Origin of the sequence: Psychrobacillus sp. BM2 (assembly GCF_048572895.1) — a bacterium.
GTDB lineage: Bacteria > Bacillota > Bacilli > Bacillales_A > Planococcaceae > Psychrobacillus.
Window position 1 is genome coordinate 2,328,458 of sequence record NZ_CP183878.1, and the last position, 23,480, is coordinate 2,351,937.

General features: G+C 36.3%; 22 protein-coding genes. 1 reads left to right on the forward strand and 21 read right to left on the reverse strand.

The features are described 5' to 3' along the window. Positions 1-2 precede the first annotated feature (2 nt). The 3 genes from dnaG to ACN6MX_RS11410 form a co-directional block, all read right to left on the reverse strand. Positions 3-1,832 carry a DNA primase gene (gene dnaG / locus ACN6MX_RS11400; RefSeq protein WP_419959041.1) on the reverse strand — a complete coding sequence of 610 codons (1,830 nt, stop codon included), beginning with the start codon at positions 1,830-1,832 and terminating at the stop codon, positions 3-5. A gap of 217 nt (positions 1,833-2,049) precedes the next feature. Beyond that, positions 2,050-2,859: a pyruvate, water dikinase regulatory protein gene (locus ACN6MX_RS11405; RefSeq protein WP_419959042.1), complete on the reverse strand. Its 810-nt coding sequence runs from the start codon at positions 2,857-2,859 to the stop codon at positions 2,050-2,052. Positions 2,860-2,870: 11 nt separating this feature from the next. Further along, entirely contained in the window at positions 2,871-3,509 is a 639-nt protein-coding gene (locus tag ACN6MX_RS11410; RefSeq protein WP_419959043.1) for a helix-turn-helix transcriptional regulator, read from the reverse strand. Positions 3,510-3,833: 324 nt separating this feature from the next. On the opposite strand from ACN6MX_RS11410, the gene ACN6MX_RS11415 reads away from it, so the two are divergent. Continuing rightward, a complete protein-coding gene (locus ACN6MX_RS11415; protein ID WP_419959044.1) occupies positions 3,834-5,216 on the forward strand; it encodes a glycine--tRNA ligase in 1,383 nt (460 codons plus the stop codon). A gap of 656 nt (positions 5,217-5,872) precedes the next feature. Here the strand turns inward: ACN6MX_RS11415 and recO are convergent. The 18 genes from recO to dnaJ form a co-directional block, all read right to left on the reverse strand. Further along, positions 5,873-6,661 carry a DNA repair protein RecO gene (recO, locus tag ACN6MX_RS11420; RefSeq protein ID WP_419959045.1) on the reverse strand — a complete coding sequence of 263 codons (789 nt, stop codon included), beginning with the start codon at positions 6,659-6,661 and terminating at the stop codon, positions 5,873-5,875. A 17-nt stretch (positions 6,662-6,678) separates the two neighbouring features. Next, the gene (era, locus tag ACN6MX_RS11425; RefSeq protein ID WP_090563818.1) at positions 6,679-7,599 is read right to left on the reverse strand and encodes a GTPase Era; all 921 of its coding nucleotides are present in this window, start codon (positions 7,597-7,599) and stop codon (positions 6,679-6,681) included. Beyond that, positions 7,583-7,993 (reverse strand): cytidine deaminase, encoded by a 411-nt coding sequence (locus ACN6MX_RS11430; protein ID WP_419959046.1) that lies wholly within the window; start codon positions 7,991-7,993, stop codon positions 7,583-7,585. The genes era and ACN6MX_RS11430 overlap by 17 nt, the downstream gene beginning before the upstream one ends. Positions 7,994-8,004: 11 nt before the next feature. Beyond that, positions 8,005-8,370: a diacylglycerol kinase family protein gene (locus ACN6MX_RS11435; protein ID WP_419959047.1), complete on the reverse strand. Its 366-nt coding sequence runs from the start codon at positions 8,368-8,370 to the stop codon at positions 8,005-8,007. Next, a complete protein-coding gene (gene ybeY / locus ACN6MX_RS11440; protein ID WP_419959048.1) occupies positions 8,357-8,842 on the reverse strand; it encodes an rRNA maturation RNase YbeY in 486 nt (161 codons plus the stop codon). Before ybeY ends, ACN6MX_RS11435 begins: the two co-directional genes overlap by 14 nt. Before the next feature lie 20 nt (positions 8,843-8,862). After that, on the reverse strand, positions 8,863-10,968 hold the full coding sequence (locus ACN6MX_RS11445) for an HD family phosphohydrolase (RefSeq protein WP_419959049.1): 2,106 nt from the start codon (positions 10,966-10,968) through the stop codon (positions 8,863-8,865). A 723-nt stretch (positions 10,969-11,691) separates the two neighbouring features. Then, complete coding sequence (locus tag ACN6MX_RS11450) at positions 11,692-12,645, reverse strand: PhoH family protein (RefSeq protein ID WP_090563828.1); 954 nt, start codon at positions 12,643-12,645, stop codon at positions 11,692-11,694. Then, positions 12,642-13,748 (reverse strand): sporulation protein YqfD, encoded by a 1,107-nt coding sequence (locus ACN6MX_RS11455; RefSeq protein ID WP_419959050.1) that lies wholly within the window; start codon positions 13,746-13,748, stop codon positions 12,642-12,644. Before ACN6MX_RS11455 ends, ACN6MX_RS11450 begins: the two co-directional genes overlap by 4 nt. Beyond that, positions 13,745-13,987: a hypothetical protein gene (locus ACN6MX_RS11460; protein WP_340779415.1), complete on the reverse strand. Its 243-nt coding sequence runs from the start codon at positions 13,985-13,987 to the stop codon at positions 13,745-13,747. Before ACN6MX_RS11460 ends, ACN6MX_RS11455 begins: the two co-directional genes overlap by 4 nt. Positions 13,988-14,038: 51 nt before the next feature. Next, the gene (locus tag ACN6MX_RS11465) at positions 14,039-14,467 is read right to left on the reverse strand and encodes a hypothetical protein (RefSeq protein ID WP_419959051.1); all 429 of its coding nucleotides are present in this window, start codon (positions 14,465-14,467) and stop codon (positions 14,039-14,041) included. A 22-nt stretch (positions 14,468-14,489) separates the two neighbouring features. Continuing rightward, positions 14,490-15,488, reverse strand: a complete 999-nt coding sequence (gene floA / locus ACN6MX_RS11470) for a flotillin-like protein FloA (protein ID WP_419959052.1) — start codon at positions 15,486-15,488, stop codon at positions 14,490-14,492. Next, positions 15,485-16,759: an NfeD family protein gene (locus tag ACN6MX_RS11475; RefSeq protein ID WP_419962609.1), complete on the reverse strand. Its 1,275-nt coding sequence runs from the start codon at positions 16,757-16,759 to the stop codon at positions 15,485-15,487. Before ACN6MX_RS11475 ends, floA begins: the two co-directional genes overlap by 4 nt. 314 nt (positions 16,760-17,073) lie before the next feature. Further along, positions 17,074-17,247, reverse strand: a complete 174-nt coding sequence (gene rpsU, locus ACN6MX_RS11480; protein WP_016426884.1) for a 30S ribosomal protein S21 — start codon at positions 17,245-17,247, stop codon at positions 17,074-17,076. A 205-nt stretch (positions 17,248-17,452) separates the two neighbouring features. Continuing rightward, the gene (gene deoC / locus ACN6MX_RS11485; protein WP_419959053.1) at positions 17,453-18,124 is read right to left on the reverse strand and encodes a deoxyribose-phosphate aldolase; all 672 of its coding nucleotides are present in this window, start codon (positions 18,122-18,124) and stop codon (positions 17,453-17,455) included. A gap of 1,023 nt (positions 18,125-19,147) precedes the next feature. After that, positions 19,148-20,488, reverse strand: coding sequence for a tRNA (N(6)-L-threonylcarbamoyladenosine(37)-C(2))-methylthiotransferase MtaB (gene mtaB / locus ACN6MX_RS11490; protein WP_419959054.1), 1,341 nt, complete (start codon positions 20,486-20,488; stop codon positions 19,148-19,150). A 15-nt stretch (positions 20,489-20,503) separates the two neighbouring features. Beyond that, entirely contained in the window at positions 20,504-21,244 is a 741-nt protein-coding gene (locus ACN6MX_RS11495) for a 16S rRNA (uracil(1498)-N(3))-methyltransferase (protein WP_419959055.1), read from the reverse strand. A gap of 11 nt (positions 21,245-21,255) precedes the next feature. After that, a complete protein-coding gene (gene prmA, locus ACN6MX_RS11500; protein WP_419959056.1) occupies positions 21,256-22,200 on the reverse strand; it encodes a 50S ribosomal protein L11 methyltransferase in 945 nt (314 codons plus the stop codon). A 14-nt stretch (positions 22,201-22,214) separates the two neighbouring features. After that, entirely contained in the window at positions 22,215-23,336 is a 1,122-nt protein-coding gene (gene dnaJ, locus ACN6MX_RS11505) for a molecular chaperone DnaJ (protein ID WP_419959057.1), read from the reverse strand. Positions 23,337-23,480 lie beyond the last annotated feature (144 nt).

The following is a 23,480-nucleotide window of genomic DNA, read 5'->3' on the forward strand; positions in this document are numbered from 1 at the left end:
AGTTACTCTAAAGTTTCCAACGACTTTCTCAACTGTATCGCTTCTTGAGCCAGTTCTAATGCCTTGGAAATATCACTCATTTTTTCTGCTTCTTTTGCTTCATGTAACTTACGTGTAATACGCAGTTCAATCCGGTATTTTCGTATATGGCGCAAACAGTCCATGACTTCCTCAGTTTCATGTTCTGGATCACGTTCTGAGAGCGCTGCTGCCATTACTATTTTTCTTAATTCCGCATCATTTAACACTTCTAAAAAACGTTGGTAATCACCATCTGGATACTCTTCGTAAAATCCAGTTAATCGAACAAACACTACTTCATAAGCGTCTCTGATAAAACATTGATCTTCCAAATTCCTTCTTGCAACATCAATTACGCTAGGATTATGAAGCATATGGGAAAGTAATATTCGCTCTGCTCTTTCATCCGCAGATATTGCTTTCTTTAGCTTCGGCATTTCTGGTGTAATTGTTAAAGGGATAGAAGATTCTTGCTTAGATTGTTTTGCTTTTTTCCCTTGGATTTTACGCAAGTGTTGGTAAATTGCTTCTTCTGATACATTAGTTTCTTGTGAAAGCTGACGAATATACAAATCACGTTCAACTGAAGAACTTCTATCACTCAGTATTTCCAATATCTCTTGGATATACTGTAAAGTATCATTTTCATTGTTAAAATTTTTGTCTCTTTTTGAAACAATCATCATAAATGATAAATAAGAATGAGGCTTTTCAATAATCTTTGTTCGAAATGCTTCTTCCCCATAATTTTTAATATAATCATCTGGATCCATTGCATCTGGTATTATTGCAATTTCCGTTTGTATTTGTTGGGCCTGTAAAGCAGTAGAAGCTTTTTTAGCTGCTTCCATACCAGCACGGTCACCATCAAAGCAAAGTGTGACATGAGAAGTAAGTCTATTTAGTTTGGTTATATGAGAAGACGTCAGTGCGGTACCCATAGTTGCAATTCCGTTCCCAATTCCTGCCTTAGATGCAGCAATCACATCAAGAAAACCTTCAAAAACAATGACATTACGTTGTTTTCGAATATCTAGTCTTGCTTTATCTAAATTATAAAGCACATGACTTTTTTGGAATATAGGAGATTCTGGACTATTTAGGTACTTGGCTTCATTTTCATTCTTTTCAAGTATTCTACCGGAAAAGGCAATAACATACCCAGTTTCATCAAAAACTGGAAACATAATTCTCCCACGAAACCGATCGAAATACTTTAATTCATTTTCTTTTCGGACAATAAGACCAGTTTTCTCAATTTCTTGTAAATCCATACCTTTCCGTTCAAGTAAGGTAGTTAATGCATCCCATTTTGGAAGGGACCATCCTATTTTATACTTTTCGATAATCTCTTTAGAAAACCCTCTTTCCTCCAGGTAATGTAATGCATTTTCTCCTTCTTCTGTATGAAGCAGCAAATGATGAAAATAATCGCTTGCAAACTCATGCGCTTTTTTCATGAGGGAAACCTCTTTTGAAACAGGAGCTTTCGACTCTGTTTCACCAGAAGAACTTTCTTCGATAGTCAATCCAATTCGACTACCAAGTTTACTTACCGCATCTTGAAAGGAAAGATTTTCAATATCCATTAAAAATGTAATTACATTTCCACCAGCTCCACAACCAAAGCAATGAAAAATTTGCTTTTCATGTGTTACTGAAAAAGACGGTGTCTGTTCACCATGAAAAGGACATAAACCAAAATAGTTTCGACCTCTTTTGGTTAGTTGAACATATTCGCTTATGACGTCGACAATATCATTGTTATTTCTAACTTGTTCGATTACCTCTTCTTCTATACGACCTGACACTTTTTCACCATCTTTACTTGCTACTTTAATAATTCGTGAAAGGAAAGAAAAATCCTGCAAGAATCGACAAAAAAATCATATAAATAATTTTATAATGGTTATTTTCCACAAATAACTATTATAAAACATTTTAAACTATTAATCTATCTTTATATATTCTATAGACAATAGAAAAAACCTTTTCACAATCGTGAATCGGTTTAAAAAATCTTCTAAATTATTTTTGTTGTATATGATTGATTACTACATTAGCAGTCTCTTCCACAGCTCTGTTCGTCACATCAATTACTATACAACCAATCTTTTTAGCGATTTTCTCAAAGTGAACAATTTCTTCATTGATTCTTTCTATTTTAGCATAACTTGCATCATCATTTAAACCAATTGCTTTTAATCTTTCTTTTCTAATAGAATTTAGTTTTTCTGGAGTAATGACTAATCCTACACATTTAGCAGGATCTACTTGGAAAAGTTGCTCCGGTGGATCTACTTCTGGTACAAGTGGAACGTTTGCTACTTTGAATCTTTTGTTCGCCAAATACTGAGATAATGGTGTTTTAGATGTTCTAGATACCCCTATAAGAACAATATCAGCTTGGAGTAAACCTCTAGGATCTCTTCCATCGTCATATTTTACTGCAAATTCAATTGCTTCAATTTTTTTAAAGTAGTCTTCATCTAACTTCCTTACTAAACCAGGCTCTTCAAAAGGTTTTTCATCTAGCTCTTTTTCAAATAGATTAATAACTGGTCCTATTAGATCAACAGACTCTAAATTGTATAACTTACAATATTCTATTAATGCTTGACGCATTTTAGTTTGCACAAGTGTATACAAAATTATTGCCCCTTGCTCTTTTGCAAGTTCAGTAATTTCTTTAATATGATCTAAAGAATCAATATGAGTGAATCTTTTGAATTTTGTATGCTGTAGACCAGGTCTAAACTGACTTATTGCCGCTTTTGCTACTAGTTCGCCCGTTTCTCCTATGGAATCCGAGACTATAAACAGGTTTAGCATTTTCATCGTTTCACTCCTTATAGATCGTGGTCATCGGATAAAGATAAAAAGGCCCGAGTAATGTTAGTTTTTGTAATTCTACCGATTACTTCTAAACCATCTTTTCCTTCTTTTACAACTGGTAGGGAATCGATTTGCCGACTCATTAATTTTTTGGCCACTTCAATAAGAGTATCCTCTTTCAAACAATACGTGATGTTAGGCATTCTTGTCATAATCATATGTACTGGAATTTTGTTTAAATCTTGGTTGCCAATACTAGTTCGTAAAAAGTCTTTTCTTGAAAGAACTCCTGAAAGCAATGAATTTTTATCTAATACAAATAATGACCCTACATCCTCTAAAAACATATGGCATATAGCATCATACACCATCATACTTTCATCAACAACTACTGGTATTGATTGGAAATCCTTCACCATCATTTGTGCAATATTATCTGAAATTGCTTGGCTTGTTTTTTTGCCAGAATAAAAGTATCCCACACGTGGACGAGCATCTAAAAAACCTGCCATCGTTAATATAGCTAGATCTGGACGTAATGTTGATCTAGTTAAACTAAGTCGCTCCGCAATTTGTTCGCCAGTGATAGGACCGTTTCCTTTTACTATGTCCAAAATTTCATTTTGCCGTTTGTTGAGTTCGATTGGACTCACCGCCTCAAAGTGTTATACTTCATACTGATTTATTATATACTATTTCCAAGATGATTGCGAAGTAAAGTAGCTCGTGATACAATAGCTACAAATAATAAAGCGTTGAAGAGCATTATAAGTACTACATCTTAAGCGAGTGGGGTTAGTGAAAGCCCACATTGTAGGAAAACGGCAGCTCGGAGCTTATGCATTTAAAGAGGATTGTTTTTTAACAATCAATCGGGGTGGAACCGCGGGTTAATCACTCGTCCCCGGGCATTTATTGCCCGGAGACGAGTTTTTTGTTTTCCGGGTTTAATCACAGAATTTTAAGGAGGTTTTCAAATGACAATTACAATGGAAAACGTAGTTAGTTTAGCAAAACAAAGAGGTTTTGTATTTCCTGGATCCGAAATTTATGGAGGTCTAGCTAATACATGGGATTACGGTCCCCTAGGTGTAGAACTAAAAAATAACATCAAAAAAGCTTGGTGGAAAAAATTTGTTCAAGAATCACCATATAATGTAGGTTTAGATGCAGCTATTTTGATGAATCCAAAAACTTGGGTAGCATCTGGTCATATCGGGAACTTTAATGATCCAATGATTGACTGTAAAAAATGTAAATCACGTCACCGCGTCGATAAAATTATTGAAGATGCGCTAGACAAAAAAGGTATTGAAATGGTAATTGACGGTCTTTCATTCGAGAAGATGGAAGAAATAATGAAAGAACACAATGTTGTTTGTCCATCATGTGGTGCTTTCGATTACACAGAAATCCGCCAATTCAACCTAATGTTCAAAACATTCCAAGGCGTAACTGAAGCTTCTACAAATGAAATTTTCTTACGCCCTGAAACTGCACAAGGTATTTTTGTAAATTATAAAAACGTTCAACGTTCTATGCGCAAAAAAATGCCTTTCGGAATTGCACAGGTAGGTAAAAGTTTCCGTAACGAAATTACACCAGGTAACTTCACATTCCGTACAAGAGAGTTCGAACAAATGGAACTAGAATTCTTCTGCAAGCCTGGCGAAGATATGGAATGGTTTGAATTCTGGCGTAATTATTGTAAAGAATGGCTATTAAATTTAGGGGTATCTGAGGATACTATTCGTTTACGTGACCATTCAGAGGACGAACTTTCTCATTACTCAAACGCAACAACAGATATCGAATATAAATTCCCATTCGGTTGGGGTGAGCTATGGGGTATTGCAGATAGAACAGATTTTGACTTAAAACAGCATATGGAACATTCTGGGGAAGATTTCAATTATATTGACCCAGTTACAAATGAACGTTATGTCCCTTACTGTATTGAACCATCTTTAGGAGCTGATCGTGTAACTTTAGCATTCCTATGTGACGCATTTGATGAGGAAGAATTAGAAGGCGGAGATATTCGTACAGTCTTACGTTTCCACCCAGCACTAGCACCAGTTAAAGCTGCAATTTTACCACTTTCTAAAAAATTGTCTGAAGGTGCAACTGCATTATTCGCAGATTTAAGTAAGCACTTCATGGTGGACTATGATGAATCTCAGTCAATAGGTAAACGTTACCGTCGACAAGATGAAATCGGGACTCCTTTCTGTATCACATATGACTTCGATTCAGAAACAGATGGCCAAGTAACTGTGCGTCACCGTGATTCAATGGAACAAACAAGAATGCCAATCGCTGATGTAAAAGCATATATCGAAGAGCAATTACAGTTTTAATTTGAAAAGCGCAAGCGCCTATGTCAGCCCTGAATAGCGCAGGAGCTAGACAGATAATAAGTGAAAAAGTATTAAATTAATAACGCAAGAATGTTGTTCATCACGTTGAACAACATTCTTGCGTTTTGCGTTTCCATAAAAAATAAGTGAGATGAATCCATTGAGAAAAATAATTACATTTAGAAGATAAATTTACCATTCCGCAAATAAGTGACCGATAAATCACAAGTAATTTTGGGCAACCTTTTATTTTTACGCAACATTCTGTGTCTTTCTCGCAACGTTCGAAGCCATTTGCGCAACCTTCTGTTCTTTATACGCAACATTCTATGTCTTTCTCGCAACGTTCGAAGCCATTTGCGCAACCTTCTGTTCTTTATACGCAACATCTCCACGCTTTTACGCAACGTTTTATTTTTACGCAACATTCTATAACTATCTCGCAACGTTCTCTGCTCCATCTTAAAGTTAAGATCTACACACTATTGATTGGAGTGGAACGCGGCGTCTTCAGCGGAAACAGCGTTAGGTGAAGTCCCCACAGCGAAGCGTGGAGGCTGAGACAGCGCCCGCGGAAAGCGTCCGAGTGAAACGGAAATCTTAGTGAAACACCACATTGCTTTTCTGTACAATAAAAAAAATCCAAGCCCAAAGAATTATTCTTCTTCGGGACTTGGATCTTCTTTACGTGGTGTAAAAAATTCTGGGGTTTTCTCCATTTGATCTAAAAAATGTTGTGACTTTAATCTTATTCCGACTTGTTCACTATAAATAGTTCGGACAATTTTTTTAATAAAGCCCTTTGTTTCCTTTTTGAGTGTCAGCTTACCTACTTGATCAATAGGAACTGTATAAAAGGTTCGGATAAGCTTCACTTGAGATGGAGAAAGTCTTATGATATATGGGTCAATTGAAAAACATCGATGACAAAGAAATCCTATTTGAGAAAAAGAGAAAGCAAATTCTCCATCTGTTGCACCGCAATTAGTACATTGATGAAGGGTTGGATAAATACCTGCTGTAGGAAGAAGCTTCCATTCCACAAACAAACTAATCGCCTCTGGATCATATTCTTCTGAAATAGCATGTAATGCCTGCTGCAAAATTTCAAATAGATGTGGCTTGGGCGCTTCATCATCGATTAACTTATCTACTAATTCCATGATAAAACTTGCATATGCTGTAGCAAAAATATCTTCTCTAATAGATCTCATAGAGTCAATAATTTCACCTTGTTGCAAAGTCCCCATTCCTCTTCCTTGCTGAATCAAAAAATAGCCGTACGTAAAAGGCTGTGAGATAGAGGCTAAACGGCTCGTTGGTTTCTTTGCCCCTCGAGCCATAGCCGCTCTCTTCCCTAATTCACGTGAAAAAATGGTAACGATTTTGTTGGATTCGCCATAAGAAGAAGCTCGTAAGACAATACCCTCTACTTTTTGTAGCAATTGCCTTCCCTTCTTTCTTAGTACTCGTCGTCTCTAAAACCATAATCCTTCAAATGGGCTGATTTATTTCGCCAATCTTTTTGTACCTTTACCCAAAGCTCTAAGTAAACATTTGTTCCTAAAAGCATTTCAATATCTTTACGTGCTCTTGTCCCAACTTCTTTAAGTAAAGCACCTTTTTTACCGATGACAATCCCTTTTTGTGAATCTCTTTCTACTACAATCGTTGCAGAAACACGAATCATATCTTTTTCAGTATCTTCTTCTTTTTTAATTTTATCGATTACAACAGCAATAGAATGTGGAATTTCTTCTCTCGTTAAATGTAAAACTTTTTCACGGATTAGCTCAGAAATGATAAATCTTTCTGGGTGATCCGTCACTTGATCTGCAGGATAGTACTGAGGTCCTTGTGGTAAATATGATTGAATTGTTTCCAGTAATTTATCGACGTTATTACCTTGTAAAGCAGAGATTGGAAGAATTTCTGCGAAGTCATATTTCTTTGTATAAGATTCAATAATATCAACTAACTTTTCAGGGTGTACTTGGTCAATTTTATTGATCACAAGAAATACTGGTGTTTCATTTTTTTCTAGCATTTCCATAATATACTCATCAATTTTTCCTCTTGGTTCAACTGCGTTGACCATGAACATAATCACATCTACTTCACGAAGAGTGTTTTTAGCAACCTTAAGCATAAAGTCACCAAGTTTATGTTTTGGAATATGGATCCCAGGCGTATCGATGAATATCATTTGACTATTTTCTAAAGTTAAAACACCTTGTACTTTGTTTCGAGTAGTTTGGGGCTTATCACTCATAATTGCAATTTTTTGCCCAATTACTCGATTTAAAAATGTGGATTTCCCTACATTTGGTCTACCTATTATCGATATAAATCCTGATTTATAATTTTCATTGTTTTGCAGCATAATCTAAATCCTCCGTTGTAAAGGCTCCAGGTAATAATTCTGCAACCGTCGTTTCCGACACATTTCCCTTTAAATTTGTTAAGTAAACAGGCATATCTTTATCACAAAACTCAGCTATAACTTGTCTACATGCTCCACAAGGAGAAATAGGTCCTTCTGTATCGCCAGAAATAGCAATAGCAGCGAACTCTTTTTTCCCTTCTGATACTGCTTTAAAGATTGCTGTACGCTCTGCACAGTTTGTTAATCCAAAAGATGCATTTTCGATATTACAGCCAAGAATTACTTCTCCATCTTTTGTTAAAAGTGCTGCTCCTACTGGAAATTTAGAATATGGGACATACGCAGTTTCTCTTGCAGTTATGGATGCTTTTAATAACATTTCTTTATTCAACTGATTCACCTCTATAATATGATACCCGACCATTTCGGGATAAATATGATTAAACCAACAATTACAGTACAAATAGCATATACTAAGCACGCTCCAGCAGCTAAGTCTTTAGCTTGTTTAGCTAATGGGTGTAATTCCGGCGTCACCAAATCGACAACACGTTCTATGGACGCATTTACTAATTCTATCATGAACATACCGAAAATCGATACTACAATGATTATCCATTCTATTTGAGATAATCCTGTCATCCATGCGGCTATCGCAACAACTATTGCAGAAAATACATGAAACCGAAAATTTTGCTCACTTTTTACTACATGATAAATTCCATTTGCAGCATATAAAAAGGAACGAAAAAATTTACGAAAGTTCATGGCCTTCACGTTTTAACCCAAAAGCTTGTAGAATAGATTCTTGTAAGCCAAACATCTCTTTTTCTTGCTCTTCCGTCCCATGATCATATCCTAATAAATGCAAGAACCCATGAACCGCTAAAAAGCTTAATTCCCGTTCAAAAGAATGCTCATAAGATTCTGCTTGTTCCGTTGCACGTTGTACAGAAATGATAATATCCCCTAACATAGTCGGAATATCAGCGTCCAAAATTTCTATTTCCCCCTCACCCATTTCCTCCATAGCAAAGGAGATAACATCGGTTGGAACATCCTTGTTGCGATATGTTTTATTAATCTCTTGGATAGTATCATTCGACACAAAGGTCACACTAACCTCACTGCTATCTTTAACTGAAAGCTGTTCTCCTGCTGACTGTAATACTTTACCTACAAGAGCTATAGTCTCCTCGGATACAGAGTTTGTTTCATCCATCAAATCTAGTTCTAGCATATTTTAAGCTCCTCACTTCATTATTTGGGATATTCAATTCGAGAGTGGAATGTTCCATTCATCGTTGTACAAAAACTTTCTTCCATTTTCTTTATTTCCTTTAAAGATAGATCGCATTCATCAAATTGCCCATCTAATAATTTATCTTTAATAATAGACTGTATCATTTTTTGAATTTTATCAGCATTTGGCTCTTTCATCGAGCGAACAGCCGCCTCTACACTATCAGCTACTGAAATAATCGCGATTTCTTTTGTTTGCGGTTTTGGACCTGGATAACGGTATTGCTCTTCTTTCACATTACTATTTGTCTCTTTTTCTTTAAAATAAAAGAATTTCAACAAACTTGTACCATGATGCTGCGCCGCTACATCTACGATTTCTTTCGGTAATTTATGTTTCCGCAAAATCTTCGCACCATCCACTGCATGTGCAATAATAATATCTCTGCTTGCTTCTGGAGACAAATTATCATGTGGATTATAACCGTTTACTTGATTTTCGATGAAAAATCCTGGCCGATTTGTTTTCCCTATATCATGATAATAACAACCAACTCGTGCGAGTAACCCATTAGCACCAACTACTTCACAAGCAGCTTCTGCTAAATTTGCCACCATTAAACTGTGGTGATATGTACCGGGTGTCTCGGTTAATATTTTCTTCAACAAAGGATGGTTAGGGTTGGATAATTCAATGAGTCTCATAGTAGATAGAATGCCAAAGAAAGATTCAAAGAATGGTAGTATCCCAATAGTCATAGCACCAGATAGTACCCCAGACAGTATAGCTGCTCCTACATAAAATAATATATCTGTAAATTCATAGGAAGCCTTCGTCATTAATAAATAAAATATTATAAACACAATATTAATAGAAGAAACGATTAGACTCGAGCGTAATATTTGGGAATTTGTATGCATCCGTTGCATCGCGAAAATACCTGCAACCCCTCCAAATAATATGTATAACGAAGCTTCCATTTGAAATACGTTTGTATAGCCTTCTTGAAAGATAATACCAGCATATGCGGCAGACACAAAATTAGAAATATAAGCTGCACGTTCATTGACCAATAAATAAACCAACATCGCAACCATCGCTGTAGGAAATAAAAACGCTATAATTACATCAAAATTATAAGCTACGGACTGAATTACCTTCATCATTAATACGGACAAAATGACACTAAAAGCAACAACTATTAAATTTTTGGAATTATTAATAGTTTTTTCTTTTCTAATAATTGTTTGTCCAAATAACACCCACATAGTTAGTCCGACAAATACAGCTACCCCAAGATATGGCTTATAGGATGCTTTATTCGTAAGCATACCCAGCAACTCAAGCTGTCGATAGACCTCTCTATCAATAATTTCGCCTTTTTGAACGAGTATTTGCCCCTGAAGTATACGAGTCGGTTCAACGCTTGCTTTCGCCTGTTGTATACGTTCCTCCGTTAAACTCTCATTTATTACCTCTGTTGCAACAATGGAGGTTTTTGCAATACTCGCGAGCACATTTTTATAATCTTGGGAATAAATAAAAGTGTTATTTACTTGCTGTCCAATTTTCTCTTTTGAAATAGATATATTTTCCAAACGAATTGGTTCACTTAAAATCGTCTCCACAAGTTCGGTTAATTTCGTTTTTGAATCGTCCAAAATGATATTATTTTGTTTTATCAAGATGGCTAACATATCATCATTTAGAGGTACATAACTCGCATTCTCTGCTAATTCTTCCATCTCTTTTTTCAGTTTTCCTACTAAAGTTGCCGTTGTATCCTCTTCTGGATTTGCATTTTCTTTTACATGCAAGACACTATCAAAAACAGACTCTATTATCGCCGCTTGGTTAGCAGCGGTTTCGTCTTGAAATTGATAAACAACCGGAACTTCTTGCTCTGTTTTTTTACGTTCTTCTTCTGTTTTCACGGAGTCTTCCATTGTTTTAACTGCTCTTATAGTGTCAGGTGAAAGCTGGAACAACTGAAAATCATACTTACTTTCCTTTACATTTCCTATCAATAAAAAGAACAAGCATATGGCTGTAATAATAGTGACGATGAAAGGAAGATACTTATGATTTCTCCATTCTCTCCACTTTATTAGGATTTTTTTCATTTATTCTCATCCCCCCACCTACTGGTTATTCCATTATACCTTATTCTTTTCACAATTCACTAATATTTCCCTAATACAAAGATTAAGCAAGTAAAAAAATGTCCCATGAACACTGGGTTCATGGGAATATTATTCTTTAATGCTGGAGGAAGAAACTAGATTTTCTTTTATATTAGTGGAAATACAAGAAATAGTATGTGTTTACCAAATAAAGAAGTGAAATAGCGAAAGAAATTGTATCTTCTGGGCCCACACGAGGGTCAGGCAGTCGTTGCAATCGCGTTGTCGCATACTTAGACTGCCATCCGCCTCATTGAATTGGAAAGTATCTTTTCTCTAGTTTATCCAAAAACGCACTAACCTGTTTCTAGGAGTTATAGGTGACGGACATAAAAAGTTCATTTTCAATCAGTGGGGCTTTTTCCCACTGATTGAAAATGAACTCAGGCAAATAATGCCGCGTCGTGCGGCAATGCCTGAGTAACCAACATCCTGTTGCCTGAACTATTCGGGCTTTTAAGGGCGGTTATCTACTGCCCGTTAATGCGGGACAAACGCAATAAAATTACCGAAAAAAGAGATGCTGGTCGTGACGTCAGACACGACCAACATCTCCAAAAAACAGCGATAAGTCTGTTCAAAGCCCATTGAAAACGATAGAAACACGCTTTAAACAAAGAGGACTAAGCTTCTTTTTTTTCGTTTTTTAGTTGCTTTAAATTATTATTGCTCTTCATATGCTTGTATAATTTTAGCAACTAGTGGGTGACGTACTACATCCCCTTGCTCTAAATATTGAAAATGAATTCCTGCAACATTTTTTAATATTTTTTCGGTAACGATTAAACCAGATTCTGCACCTTTTGGTAGATCAATTTGAGTTTTGTCACCCGTGATTACCATTTTAGATCCAAATCCAAGACGTGTTAAAAACATTTTCATTTGAGCTTTTGTTGTATTTTGAGCTTCATCTAAAATAACAAAAGCATCATCTAGCGTACGACCTCGCATATAAGCTAGAGGTGCAATTTCAATCGTTCCTCTTTCCATCAGACGATCTGTCTGTTCTGTCCCCAACACATCATGCAGTGCATCATATAACGGCCTTAAATAAGGGTCTACCTTTTCCTTTAAGTCTCCAGGTAGAAAACCTAGACTTTCACCTGCCTCGACTGCTGGACGTGTTAAAATGATTTTTTTCACATGAGCATTTTTAAGTGCTTGTGTTGCCATTACTACTGCTAAATACGTTTTTCCAGTACCCGCTGGCCCAATACCAAAAGTAAGATCAGTATGTCTTATTCCTTGGATATACTCTCGTTGTCCTATTGTTTTCGCTCGAATAGCTTTACCTTTTGTATTTCGCGCAATTTCTTCATCATACAAACTAGAAAAATACTCAATTGTACCATTCAAACTCATCTCAATAGCAGAAGATACGTCGCGCAAATTAATATTTATGCCTTTTCGAATAACTGCCAATAGTTGAATCATCAGCTGCCTAGCGTCTTCTACATTTTTTTCTTCACCAATAATCTGAATCTGTTCACCTCTAGTAATCAGTTGAACTTTTAGTTCTGCCTCAATAAGCTTTACATTTTTATCCGAGATGCCAAGCAGCATTACCGCTTCAGCTGGATCTTGTAAATTAATATCTAATTGTTTAGTTTCGCTCATGCTTCGTCTCCTTGGGGTATAACATGTGGTATTGCAATATTTTCATTAATCAGTAAAAGTATCTTCCCTTTTACTTTATCATCTTGTATTGATACCTGTAAAACTTTATCTTCTAATAATTGCGTTCCAGTAGGTAATTCTTTAATAATTTTTTGAAATAGTAGCGGGCGTATAAGACGTTCAATGGATTCCTCTGTCAGTGAATAGGTTATTTGATGATTCTTCTGTACATATCCAGCCTGAACATACTTTTGAATGAAAGCAGGAAGTTGTATTTCCTTCCAAAACATCTGTTTGTCATCCACTTTTTTTTGTATAACCAATTCTTTGGCGTTTGGATTAATGACAGCAACTTGTGTTGGAAGCTCAAATGAAAGCTCTATCCAGTAACTGGCATATACCTTTCCTTCCGCACTCGTAATAATCCTATTGTTTCCTTGGGTTACAAACCCATTTACTAGGACATCTCCTTTTTTCACAGCTATGTTCTTTTCGACTGCTCTCACACCTTTTAATAGAGAAAAGTCTGTTATAACTCCACCTCTCTTTGCAACAAGATTTACAGCAGGTGCATCCTCAATTACTCTTTCTGTTTGCGGAGGTGCCATCATTGGAGTCACTGTAAAGTTAGCGCCTGACTTTGAAAAGTGTACCCAAGAATACTCTTTATGCTTTAATAATATATTTTGACGTATCTCTTGCTCCGCTGGCAGTTTAGATGCAATCATTCTCTCTTTAATACCAATTTCTTTTAATTGTTCAGTTAGCAATATGTTACTTTCAGGTGAATCCGAATCAATATGAATGTTCCAGATAAATTGCGAAAATAATACTGGGATTACTAAAAAAAAGAAGACTCCTATAACAGATGCCGAGTAAATAGAAATGGTACTCTCTTTTAAATCATCCTCTAATTTGATCGACAGTTTCAGTTTTTTTCTTACTTTCCTAAAAGCCTGCAAATCCTTTGCTTGAATCGAAAAACTTATATGATTCTCGTTTGTATGAAGCTGGTACACTTCGATATTTTGTTCCTTTAAACTTTTATAAAGCGTAAATTGATCTGTAGAAATTGGTGCATGTATTTTAATAAGACGCCTCATACCGTTTTTTCCTTCCTAGTTAGATTAAAGAACTGAAGATTATGCACATGAAGATGTAGCCTATCGCTAGACATAGATTTTATGTGCAGGCTTTCGGCATGAATTTCTAAAAGAAAATGGTCATACGTACAGACAATACTATTTTCTTTTAAGCGAACCAATGAAAATGCATAATCCAATATAATATCATCAAAACTATCTACCATAATACTCGCATGGAGTGGAAATAATTGCTTCACAAAAAAACACCCCTTTACATGAATTTATGCATGCAAAGGGGTGTTCATGAGTTATCTTTTGGATTTTGGTGGAGCAAGTATTTCAGAAAAAATAATTCCTTTTATCAGTTCGTCTTTTCTGCTAGGTATTAAGCTGTCGACTACTGGAGTAGATACTGTTACAGGTATATTCTTTTGATGAGTGCTTAATCTACCTGAACTTCTAGCCACCCCTTGATCACGTTTAACTTCTCTCTCCAATTTTTCTACTACAGGAACTTCTTTCGCGATAGGAGGCTTGGTTTTCATATCCTGCTGCCTTTCACTCGTAAACTGTTTAGCAAAATCACCTAATTCTTTAAAGGGATTTTCTGAAACAGTTTTACGCATTGGAGTTCTGTTTACAGGTTTTTCAACAGTTTTTTTGTCGGGTTCGGGTTCTTTCTTTTTAAAGAAAAGACTTAAAAGTGCTGCGATGATTATAGGAATGAAAGCTTCCAAGGAGATCGGCTCCTTTCCGCAATTATTTTAGCTCGTCGGTAGAAGGTTTATCTCCGCCAACTTTACTAATAGAATCTCTCATACCAGTATCTGCTTTGATATTATTGTAATTCATGTAATCCATCACACCAATATTACCTTCTCGTAACGCTTCAGCCATTGCTAATGGAACAGCAGCTTCCGCTTCTACAACTTTCGAACGCATCTCTACAACTTTCGCTTTCATCTCTTGTTCAGATGCTACAGCCATTGCACGACGTTCTTCTGCTTTTGCCTGAGCAATTTTCTTATCTGCCTCAGCTTGCTCCGTTTGTAATTCTGCACCAATGTTTTTACCGATATCAACATCCGCAATATCAATCGATAGAATTTCGAAAGCTGTTCCGGAATCTAAGCCTTTTGCTAAAACCGTTTGAGATATTAAATCTGGATTTTCTAGTACTCTTTCATGACTCACACTAGAACCAATTGTAGAAATAATCCCTTCCCCTACACGGGCTACGATTGTTTCTTCACCTGCACCACCGACTAATCGGTCAATATTTGCACGAACTGTAATACGTGCCTTTGCTTTTACTTCAATACCGTTCATCGCAACACCTGCGATAAATGGTGTTTCAATAACTTTTGGATTTACTGACATTTGAACTGCTTCTAAAACGTCACGACCCGCCAGATCAATTGCTGCTGCTCTTTCAAATGAAAGTTCAATATTTGCACGATGTGCAGCAATTAAAGCATTAACAACACGGTCAACATTACCACCAGCTAAGTAATGACTTTCCAGCTGATTGATAGCTACATCTAGGCCTGCTTTATGTGCTTTGATCAACGGATTGACGATACGAGAAGGAATAACTCGACGTAACCTCATTCCTACTAATGTAAAAATACTAATTTTTACCCCTGCCGCTAATGCAGAAATCCATAGCGTAATTGGGAAAAATGTGAAAAATACTGATAGTACTATAAATGCAAGTACAATAACGACGATTAAAGTAATTGTTGATCCTGTAATCATTCTGTTGCCTCCCCTTCTACTGCTTCTCGTACAACTATACGAGAGCCTTCTACTTTAATAATTTTAACATGTTTGTCTTTCCCAATAAAACTTCCATCTGAAACTGCATCAATTCTTTCATTATCGATACGTATAGTTCCAGAAGGTCTAAGTGGCGTCATGGTCACGGCAACTTTTCCGACTAGTTCCACTCGATTCTTATTGGAAACATATCCTTTTTCCGTTGTTGTCGCATCCGACAAAATCACTTTATTCAACACTTTTAGTTGCTTACCAAAAAACTTCATAATAATCACCATTCCCACTATAGCTACTGATAAAGCAATTATAACAGCGATAATCATTTGCTCAATATCGCCACCAGCTAATACTATACTTACAATAATAGCTGCCGCCCCTAATATACCACTAATTCCTCCGGGCAGGAAGAACTCTCCAATAATAAGTATGACACCAATAACAAAAATAATTATTGTTTCATATCCAGCTAGACCTGCAACCAAATGTCCAAAAAAGAACAGAACTAACGAGATAAGTCCCATTGTACCAGCGACGCCAAATCCAGGCGAATAAAGCTCGACGATCAAACCCAAACTAGCTATAGACAATAAAATTGGTACTATGATTGGATTTGTTATAAAACGAGCAAGCGATTCCATAAAGGTTTCCTCTGTGTGTACAACTTTCGCACCTGCAAGATCTGTAACCTGGAGTAGCTCCTCGAATGATTTAACTGTCCCCTTTGAGTAGCCAACCTCTAGGGCTTCAGCTGAAGAAAGAGTTAATAATTTGCCAACAGGGGCTCTGTATTCAGGTAAGTCAACTGAATCATCTGCCATTGCTTGAGCATATAGAGGATCTTTCCCGTTTAGTTCGGCAGCGTTTTTCATTTTAGCTTTCCAAGCACTGTTTGCTTTTTCATCTGCCGTATTTCCACTACTATCGATCACTGCTGCAGCACCGATTGTTCCACTTGGAGACATGTAGATTTCATCGGTATGAAGCGCTAAATAGGCACCAGCTGATAATGCCTCTGAGTTAATATAAGAAATTTTACGAATCGATGTGGAGTCCAATAAATTAGCAATATCTTCTGCAGAATCTACAAAGCCTCCTGGGGTATTGATTTCGAAAATAATTGCCTCAGCATCAGCTTCTTCTGCTTCATGGATAGAACGTTTCAGAAAAGCATACAATCCTTTTTCTACTTCTTTGTAAATTGGTACTTTATAAACCTCTTTAGTTTGTGCAGTAAATGTAGGGATCATCATTCCAAATGATAAAAGCAATAAACAAAGAGAAATGATATAACGAGACAATTTCACCACTTAACCTCCTTTCTTCCATATGTATACTCCTATTTACGAAGGAACTATCAAAAAGTTTCATAAAATAAAAATAAACCGAGAAAATAAATTTTCTCGGTTTACATAATTGTAAATTTTAATCATAAAGTACGTGTTTGGAACGTAGGGATGGTTGGGATAAAATACCACTTACGTTAACGTGCAGCTTCTGATTTCTTTTTACGTTTCCGCTCAGGTTTTAGAAACCATAGCATCGAAGCATTGTAAATTTAAATTAATTAGAATTTACGTTTACGGGCAGCTTCAGATTTCTTTTTACGCTTTACGCTTGGTTTTTCATAAAACTCGCGCTTTCTAACCTCTTGAATTGTACCACTTTTAGATACAGTACGTTTGAAGCGGCGAAGAGCATCTTCAAGCGATTCGTTTTTACGAACGACAGTTTTTGACATCTCTTTTTCCCTCCCTCCGAACACACGTCAAGTACATAACCAAGTGTTATGTACTAAAAAATTATACCGTATAGTAGAGACTTGGTCAATACTTTGAGATAAATTTAACTTAATTTAGCCGAAAGTTTAAACTTCCAGCTAAATCATCCACTAAGCAGGGCTAGTCTACATTCAAAATCCGGACGCAATTACGCCACGTCATAATTTAATAATCAGATTTACTTTCTAAACCTTTTACAATTTCTACTCCAGAACTTGCACCAATTCTTGTCGCTCCAACTTCAACCATCGCTTCAACATCAGCCAAGCTTCTTACTCCACCAGAAGCTTTTACTCCTAAGTTCGGTCCTACAGTTTCACGCATTAATTTAACTGCTTCAATTGTTGCTCCTCCAGTAGAAAAACCGGTAGAAGTTTTTACAAAGTCTGCACCTGCTGCTTTAGATAATTCGCTTGCTTTGATAATTTCTTCATTTGTTAATAAACAAGTTTCTAAAATAACCTTAACAATCGCTTTATCTTTTGCCGCAGTTACCACTGCTTCGATATCTTTTTGTACTAGGTTATAATCTTGGTCTTTTAATGCACCAACATTTAATACCATATCAATTTCATCTGCACCATTTTCAATAGCATTTGTTGTTTCGAATGCTTTAACAGCAGTAGTACTAGCACCTAAAGGAAATCCAATAACAGTACAAACCTTCACTGGACTCTCTTTTAATAGAGATGCGCTTAATTTTACCCATGTAGGGTTAACACATACGGATGCAAAGGTATACGTTTTCGCTTCCTCACATAGTTTTTCAATTTGGTTTTTAGTTGCGTCTTGTTTTAATAATGTATGATCTATTAATGCTGCAATATTTTCAGTCATTTGTCTTTCCCCTTTCAAGATGTACGTACCTCTTAATAATACCCTTAGTAAGCAGTATAGTGCAAGTGTAGTGGTTATTTTGCTTGTATCTGTATGTAATATCCATAGTAAATCCAGTCTGAAATAAAAAGATTTACCATATCCACATGTTACTTCATGCCAAACAAGCAAATTATATTCAAGATAAAATTCTTATCAGTAGTAGAATTCTCTTAAGGGCTCGACCCAGTGCTCGGAAAGCGTCCACGTGAAACGGAAATCATTGTATTTTTCTTTACTTATTAGCATTTATTCCGTACTATCTAATTTCTCATGAATTTGATGAAGCAACTTTGTTTGAGTCTTTAGCTGTCCAACTATAGTAATCATGAACCAGATTACAAAAATTATCGGAATGAAATAAATTAAAAATAATAAACCTGGCAATAAATTAAAAATAAACCTGGCAATAAACCCGTAATTGTTCCCAAAGTATAACCTCCTAACTATTTTCTTATATTAAAACAGTATATTTAACTAACAAATAGAATCCAGTATCTTTATACAAAAAAACCGGGCAAAAAAAATGCCCGGTCCTTAAAGATCAAAACCTGTTTTTATCGTTTTCGAAGGGCTCTGGACAGACTTATTATTATTCCTATTACCAGTTGTTTTTTGAAGATTTCTCTCGCATTTCTAATGCAAGAGCGTTGACAAATAATTTGATCACTTTCTAAAATTTGAACAATCTTATCATCCTAGCGATAAGCTATGCTGAATTTTCTAGTGGAGTACTTCACACTGATTGATTGGAGTGAAAAATGGCGACTCCGGCGGGATGAGAGAGACAGATAGCTATCACATCGACGCATTAGCGAAGACGATAGCTCATCGCTCACCCCGCAGAAAGCGTCCATCCGAAACGGAAATCATAGTATTATTCATTTTTAAAAGCGCCGAATACCCAGTGTTCACAGTACATTTTCATATAACTTCTTATCTTTCAAAAAAAAACCGGTGAAATATATTCACCGGTTTTGATATTTATACTAATTCTGCTATTTCATCTAGAATCCTAACGAATTGTCCTTCGTTGTATGGATATCCAGCTTTCGTAATTTTTACACGAACTAATTTACCGATTAAATCTTCGGATCCAGGAATTACGACCTTTAAATAATTATCAGTGTAACCTTCAACCATATTAGATGCAGAATCTAGTTTATAGGCTTCCTCTGGAATAACCTCTAGTACTTCACCCTCAAATCTAGAAGCATACTCTACAGCTAACTGATCATTTAATGTGATCAATCGATGAACTCGCTCATTTTTCACTTCTTCATCTACTTGGTTGTCCATTCTTGCTGCAGGTGTTCCAGTGCGTTTTGAATATGGGAATACATGGAGCTCGGAGAATTTTTGGTCACGGATAAAGTTAAACGTCTCCATAAATTCTTCCTCTGTTTCACCAGGGAATCCTACAATAACATCCGAAGTAATAGCGAGATCAGGCAAAGCTTCTCTTAAACGATCTAATCGATTCGCAAAAAACTCCATTGTATATTTTCTACGCATTCTTTTCAATACAGTATCTGAACCAGATTGAATAGGAATATGCAAATGTCTTACTACAATTTTAGAATCTCTTAAGACATCGATTACTTCATCAGATAATTGGCTTGCTTCAATCGAACTAATACGCAGTCGCTTTAAACCTTTCACGTTGTTTTCAATATCTCTTAATAGTTGAGCTAGATTATAATCCTTTAGATCTTCTCCGTATCCACCAGTATGGATACCTGTAAGAACTATTTCCAAATATCCGGCATCTACTAATTGCTGCGCCTGTCTAACCACTTCTTCTGGATCTCTTGACCGCATAAGACCACGAGCCCAAGGGATAATACAAAACGTACAGAAATTATTGCAGCCTTCTTGGATTTTTAAGGACGCACGGGTTCTGTCCGTGAAAGAAGGCACATCTAATTCTTCATATACTCGATTTTTCATAATGTTTCCTACAGCATTGATCGGCATACGTTCTGTTTTATACTGCTCAATATAATCCAACATTTTGGTGCGTTCTTGAGTACCTACTACAATATCTACTCCTGGTATTGCCATAATTTCTGCAGGAGAGGTTTGTGCATAACAACCAGTTACACAAATAACAGCGTCTGGATTTTGACGAATAGCACGACGAATAACTTGCCGACTTTTTTTGTCCCCTGTATTTGTTACAGTGCATGTATTAATAACATATACATCTGACTGTTTTTCAAATTCTGTACGGCTATACCCATTTTCTTTGAATAATTGCCATATAGCTTCAGTTTCATAGTGATTTACTTTACAACCTAACGTATGGAATGCAACGGATGACAAGTTCTCACACCTCTTTCATTCAAATTCATAAGAAATTGCTGACAGCGCATATAACGGTGCAGTTTCAGTTCGAAGAATCCTAGGTCCTAGCGCAATTGTCTGAAAATCATTTTCTAATAATAGCTTTATCTCTTCTCGATCTAGTCCACCTTCTGGACCAAATACGATGAGTATCGATTGTTTATCATACACTTTTTTTAATTGTTCAGCAAACTTTTGTCGTTCTTCTATCTTTGCATCTTCTTCATCTGCTACATATTTTATTTCGAAGGCTTTTGATATTTCTACCAACTCTTTTAAAGAGATTGGATTATGTATTTGTGGGATAGCAGAACGATGAGATTGTTCTGCTGCTTCTTTAGCAATTTTTTGTAATCGAGATACCTTCTTCTCGTTTTTGGACTTATCCCATTTTACGATAGATCTTTTTGCTTCAAATGGAAATAATTCATACATTCCGAGTTCTGTTGCCTTTTGAGTGATCAACTCGAGCTTGTCCCCTTTCGGAAGACCGCACACAAGCGATACTTTCTTGGGCATTTCATTGGTATTGGCATGAACTTCTTTTACTGCTAAATGGACAGTTTTTGAAGTACCATCTATAATTTCCATCGTGTAGGTTTGGTTATTTGTAACAACAAACACTTGATCGCCAGGTGACATGCGCATCACTTGAATCATATGATGCGCATCGTCTCCGGTAATTGCTACGATATTATCACTACTTATAGGTTCATTTGTAAAATAACGTTGCATGACAATCCCCTTTATTTAACAGGCTTTCTAGATATGATTGTTACCCAATCTTCCATCATCATAACTTCTTCAATTTCAAATCCAGCTTCTTGGAGAGAATTGCGAACATCCTCTTTTTTATTGGCAATGATTCCTGAAGTGATGAACAATCCCCCGTCTTTTACAATAGAAAATGCATCATTAGTAAATGTCATGATAATTTCAGCTAATATATTTGCTACTACAATGTCGGCTTGTTCATTTACATTATCTAAAAGATTGCCATGTGTTACTTGAACAATATCATCTACTTTGTTTAAAGCAATATTTTCTATTGCAGATCTTACGGCTACTTCATCTAAATCTAGTGCATGGATTTTAGATGCTCCTAGTTTCGCAGCACCGATAGAAAGGACTCCAGAACCAGTTCCTACATCAATAACACTTGAAGCAGATTGGACAGTTTTCTCTAACGCTTGAAGACACATTACTGTTGTTGGATGTGTACCGGTTCCAAATGCCATTCCAGGATCAAGCTCGATGATCAATTCGTCCGTGTTCACACGTTCATAGTCTTCCCAAGTTGGTACAATGGTAAAACGATTAGAGATTTTCACTGGATGGTAATACTTTTTCCACGCCGTAGCCCAATCCTCTTCGTCGACTTCTTGGACTGTTACAACATTATGTCCAAGGTCTATATCGAATTTTGTTAAATTGTTGATAGCAAGTTTGATCTCTTCCACTGTTTCCAATAAAAAACTGGTTTCAGATAAATAAGCTTTCACGCGTACGCCATCTACAGGAAAATCATCTGGGTTTAAGCTATAAATTTCACCAAATACATCTTCACGTTCTCTTCCCAATTCATCCGAGTCTTCGATAACTACACCACTTGCACCAGCTTCATGCAATATATTGCTTACAGCTTCAACCGCTTCATTTGTAGTATGGATGGATAGTTCAGACCATTTCACTTGCGCCAACTCCTTTACTCGCCTTTTAATGTCTTCTTGATCTTATCAAACAATGAACTGCCTTGCTCTTCAGGAATATCTCCACTGATTTCCGCAAATTCACGTAATAATTGTTTTTGTTTTTCTGTTAATTTTTTTGGAGTTATAACTTTAACAATTACATGTTGATCTCCAACGCCGTATCCATGTACATTTTTTATACCTTTTCCTTTTAAACGGAAATTCGCTTGTGATTGAGTCCCAGCTGGAATTTTAAGTTTTACTTTTCCTTGTACTGTCGGAACTTCAATTTCATCCCCAAGTGCTGCTTGTGCAAACGTTAAAGGTAATTCGTAATAAATATCGTCGCCTTCACGCTCAAATCGTGGGTCTGCCTTCACACGGAAGACAATATATAAATCTCCTGCCGGACCACCATTTACACCAGGTTCTCCTTGGCCACTAACGCGTAATTGTTGACCATCATCAACGCCAGCTGGAATAGTAACTTTAATTTTTTTGCGTTTATTGACTGTTCCTTTACCATGACAAGTAGCACATTTATCTTTAATAATTTTACCTGTACCTTGACAGTGATTACATGCACGTTTAGTCTGTACGCGACCGAATGGAGTATCTTGGGTAACATTTACTTGACCATGTCCATTACAATGCGAACATTTTTCTGGTTGAGTACCAGGTTTTGCACCTGTTCCAGAACATGTTTCACAATTTTCTTCTTTGGATACTTCTATTTCTGTTTCCTTACCAAACACAGCTTCTTCAAATTCAATGGTCATCGAATATTGAAGATCACTCCCTTTTCTTGGAGCGTTTGGATCACGTCGTCTAGAACCGCCACCACCAAAGAATGAACTAAAAATATCTTCAAATCCAAAGCCATCTGCACTACCACCAAATCCACCGAATCCTTGGTTAGGACCTGCATGACCAAATTGATCGTAGGATGAACGTTTTTGCTCATCACTTAATACTTCATATGCCTCAGAAATTTCTTTAAATTTATCCTCTGCTCCAGCTTCTTTGTTAATATCTGGGTGGAATTGTTTAGAAAGCTTACGATATGCTTTTTTTATCTCGTCCTGAGTTGCGCTCTTAGAAACACCAAGAACCTCATAATAATCACGTTTATTCATCTTTCACTCTCCTGCTCTGTTAACTTGCACATAGGAATAATTGTACCATGTACAAAATCCTAATAGCAAAACTTTGAAAATTTAATCATCCATTTTGATTATAAGTTATTCGAGTTAATTTCCTATACAGTAAGAAAAGCCAAA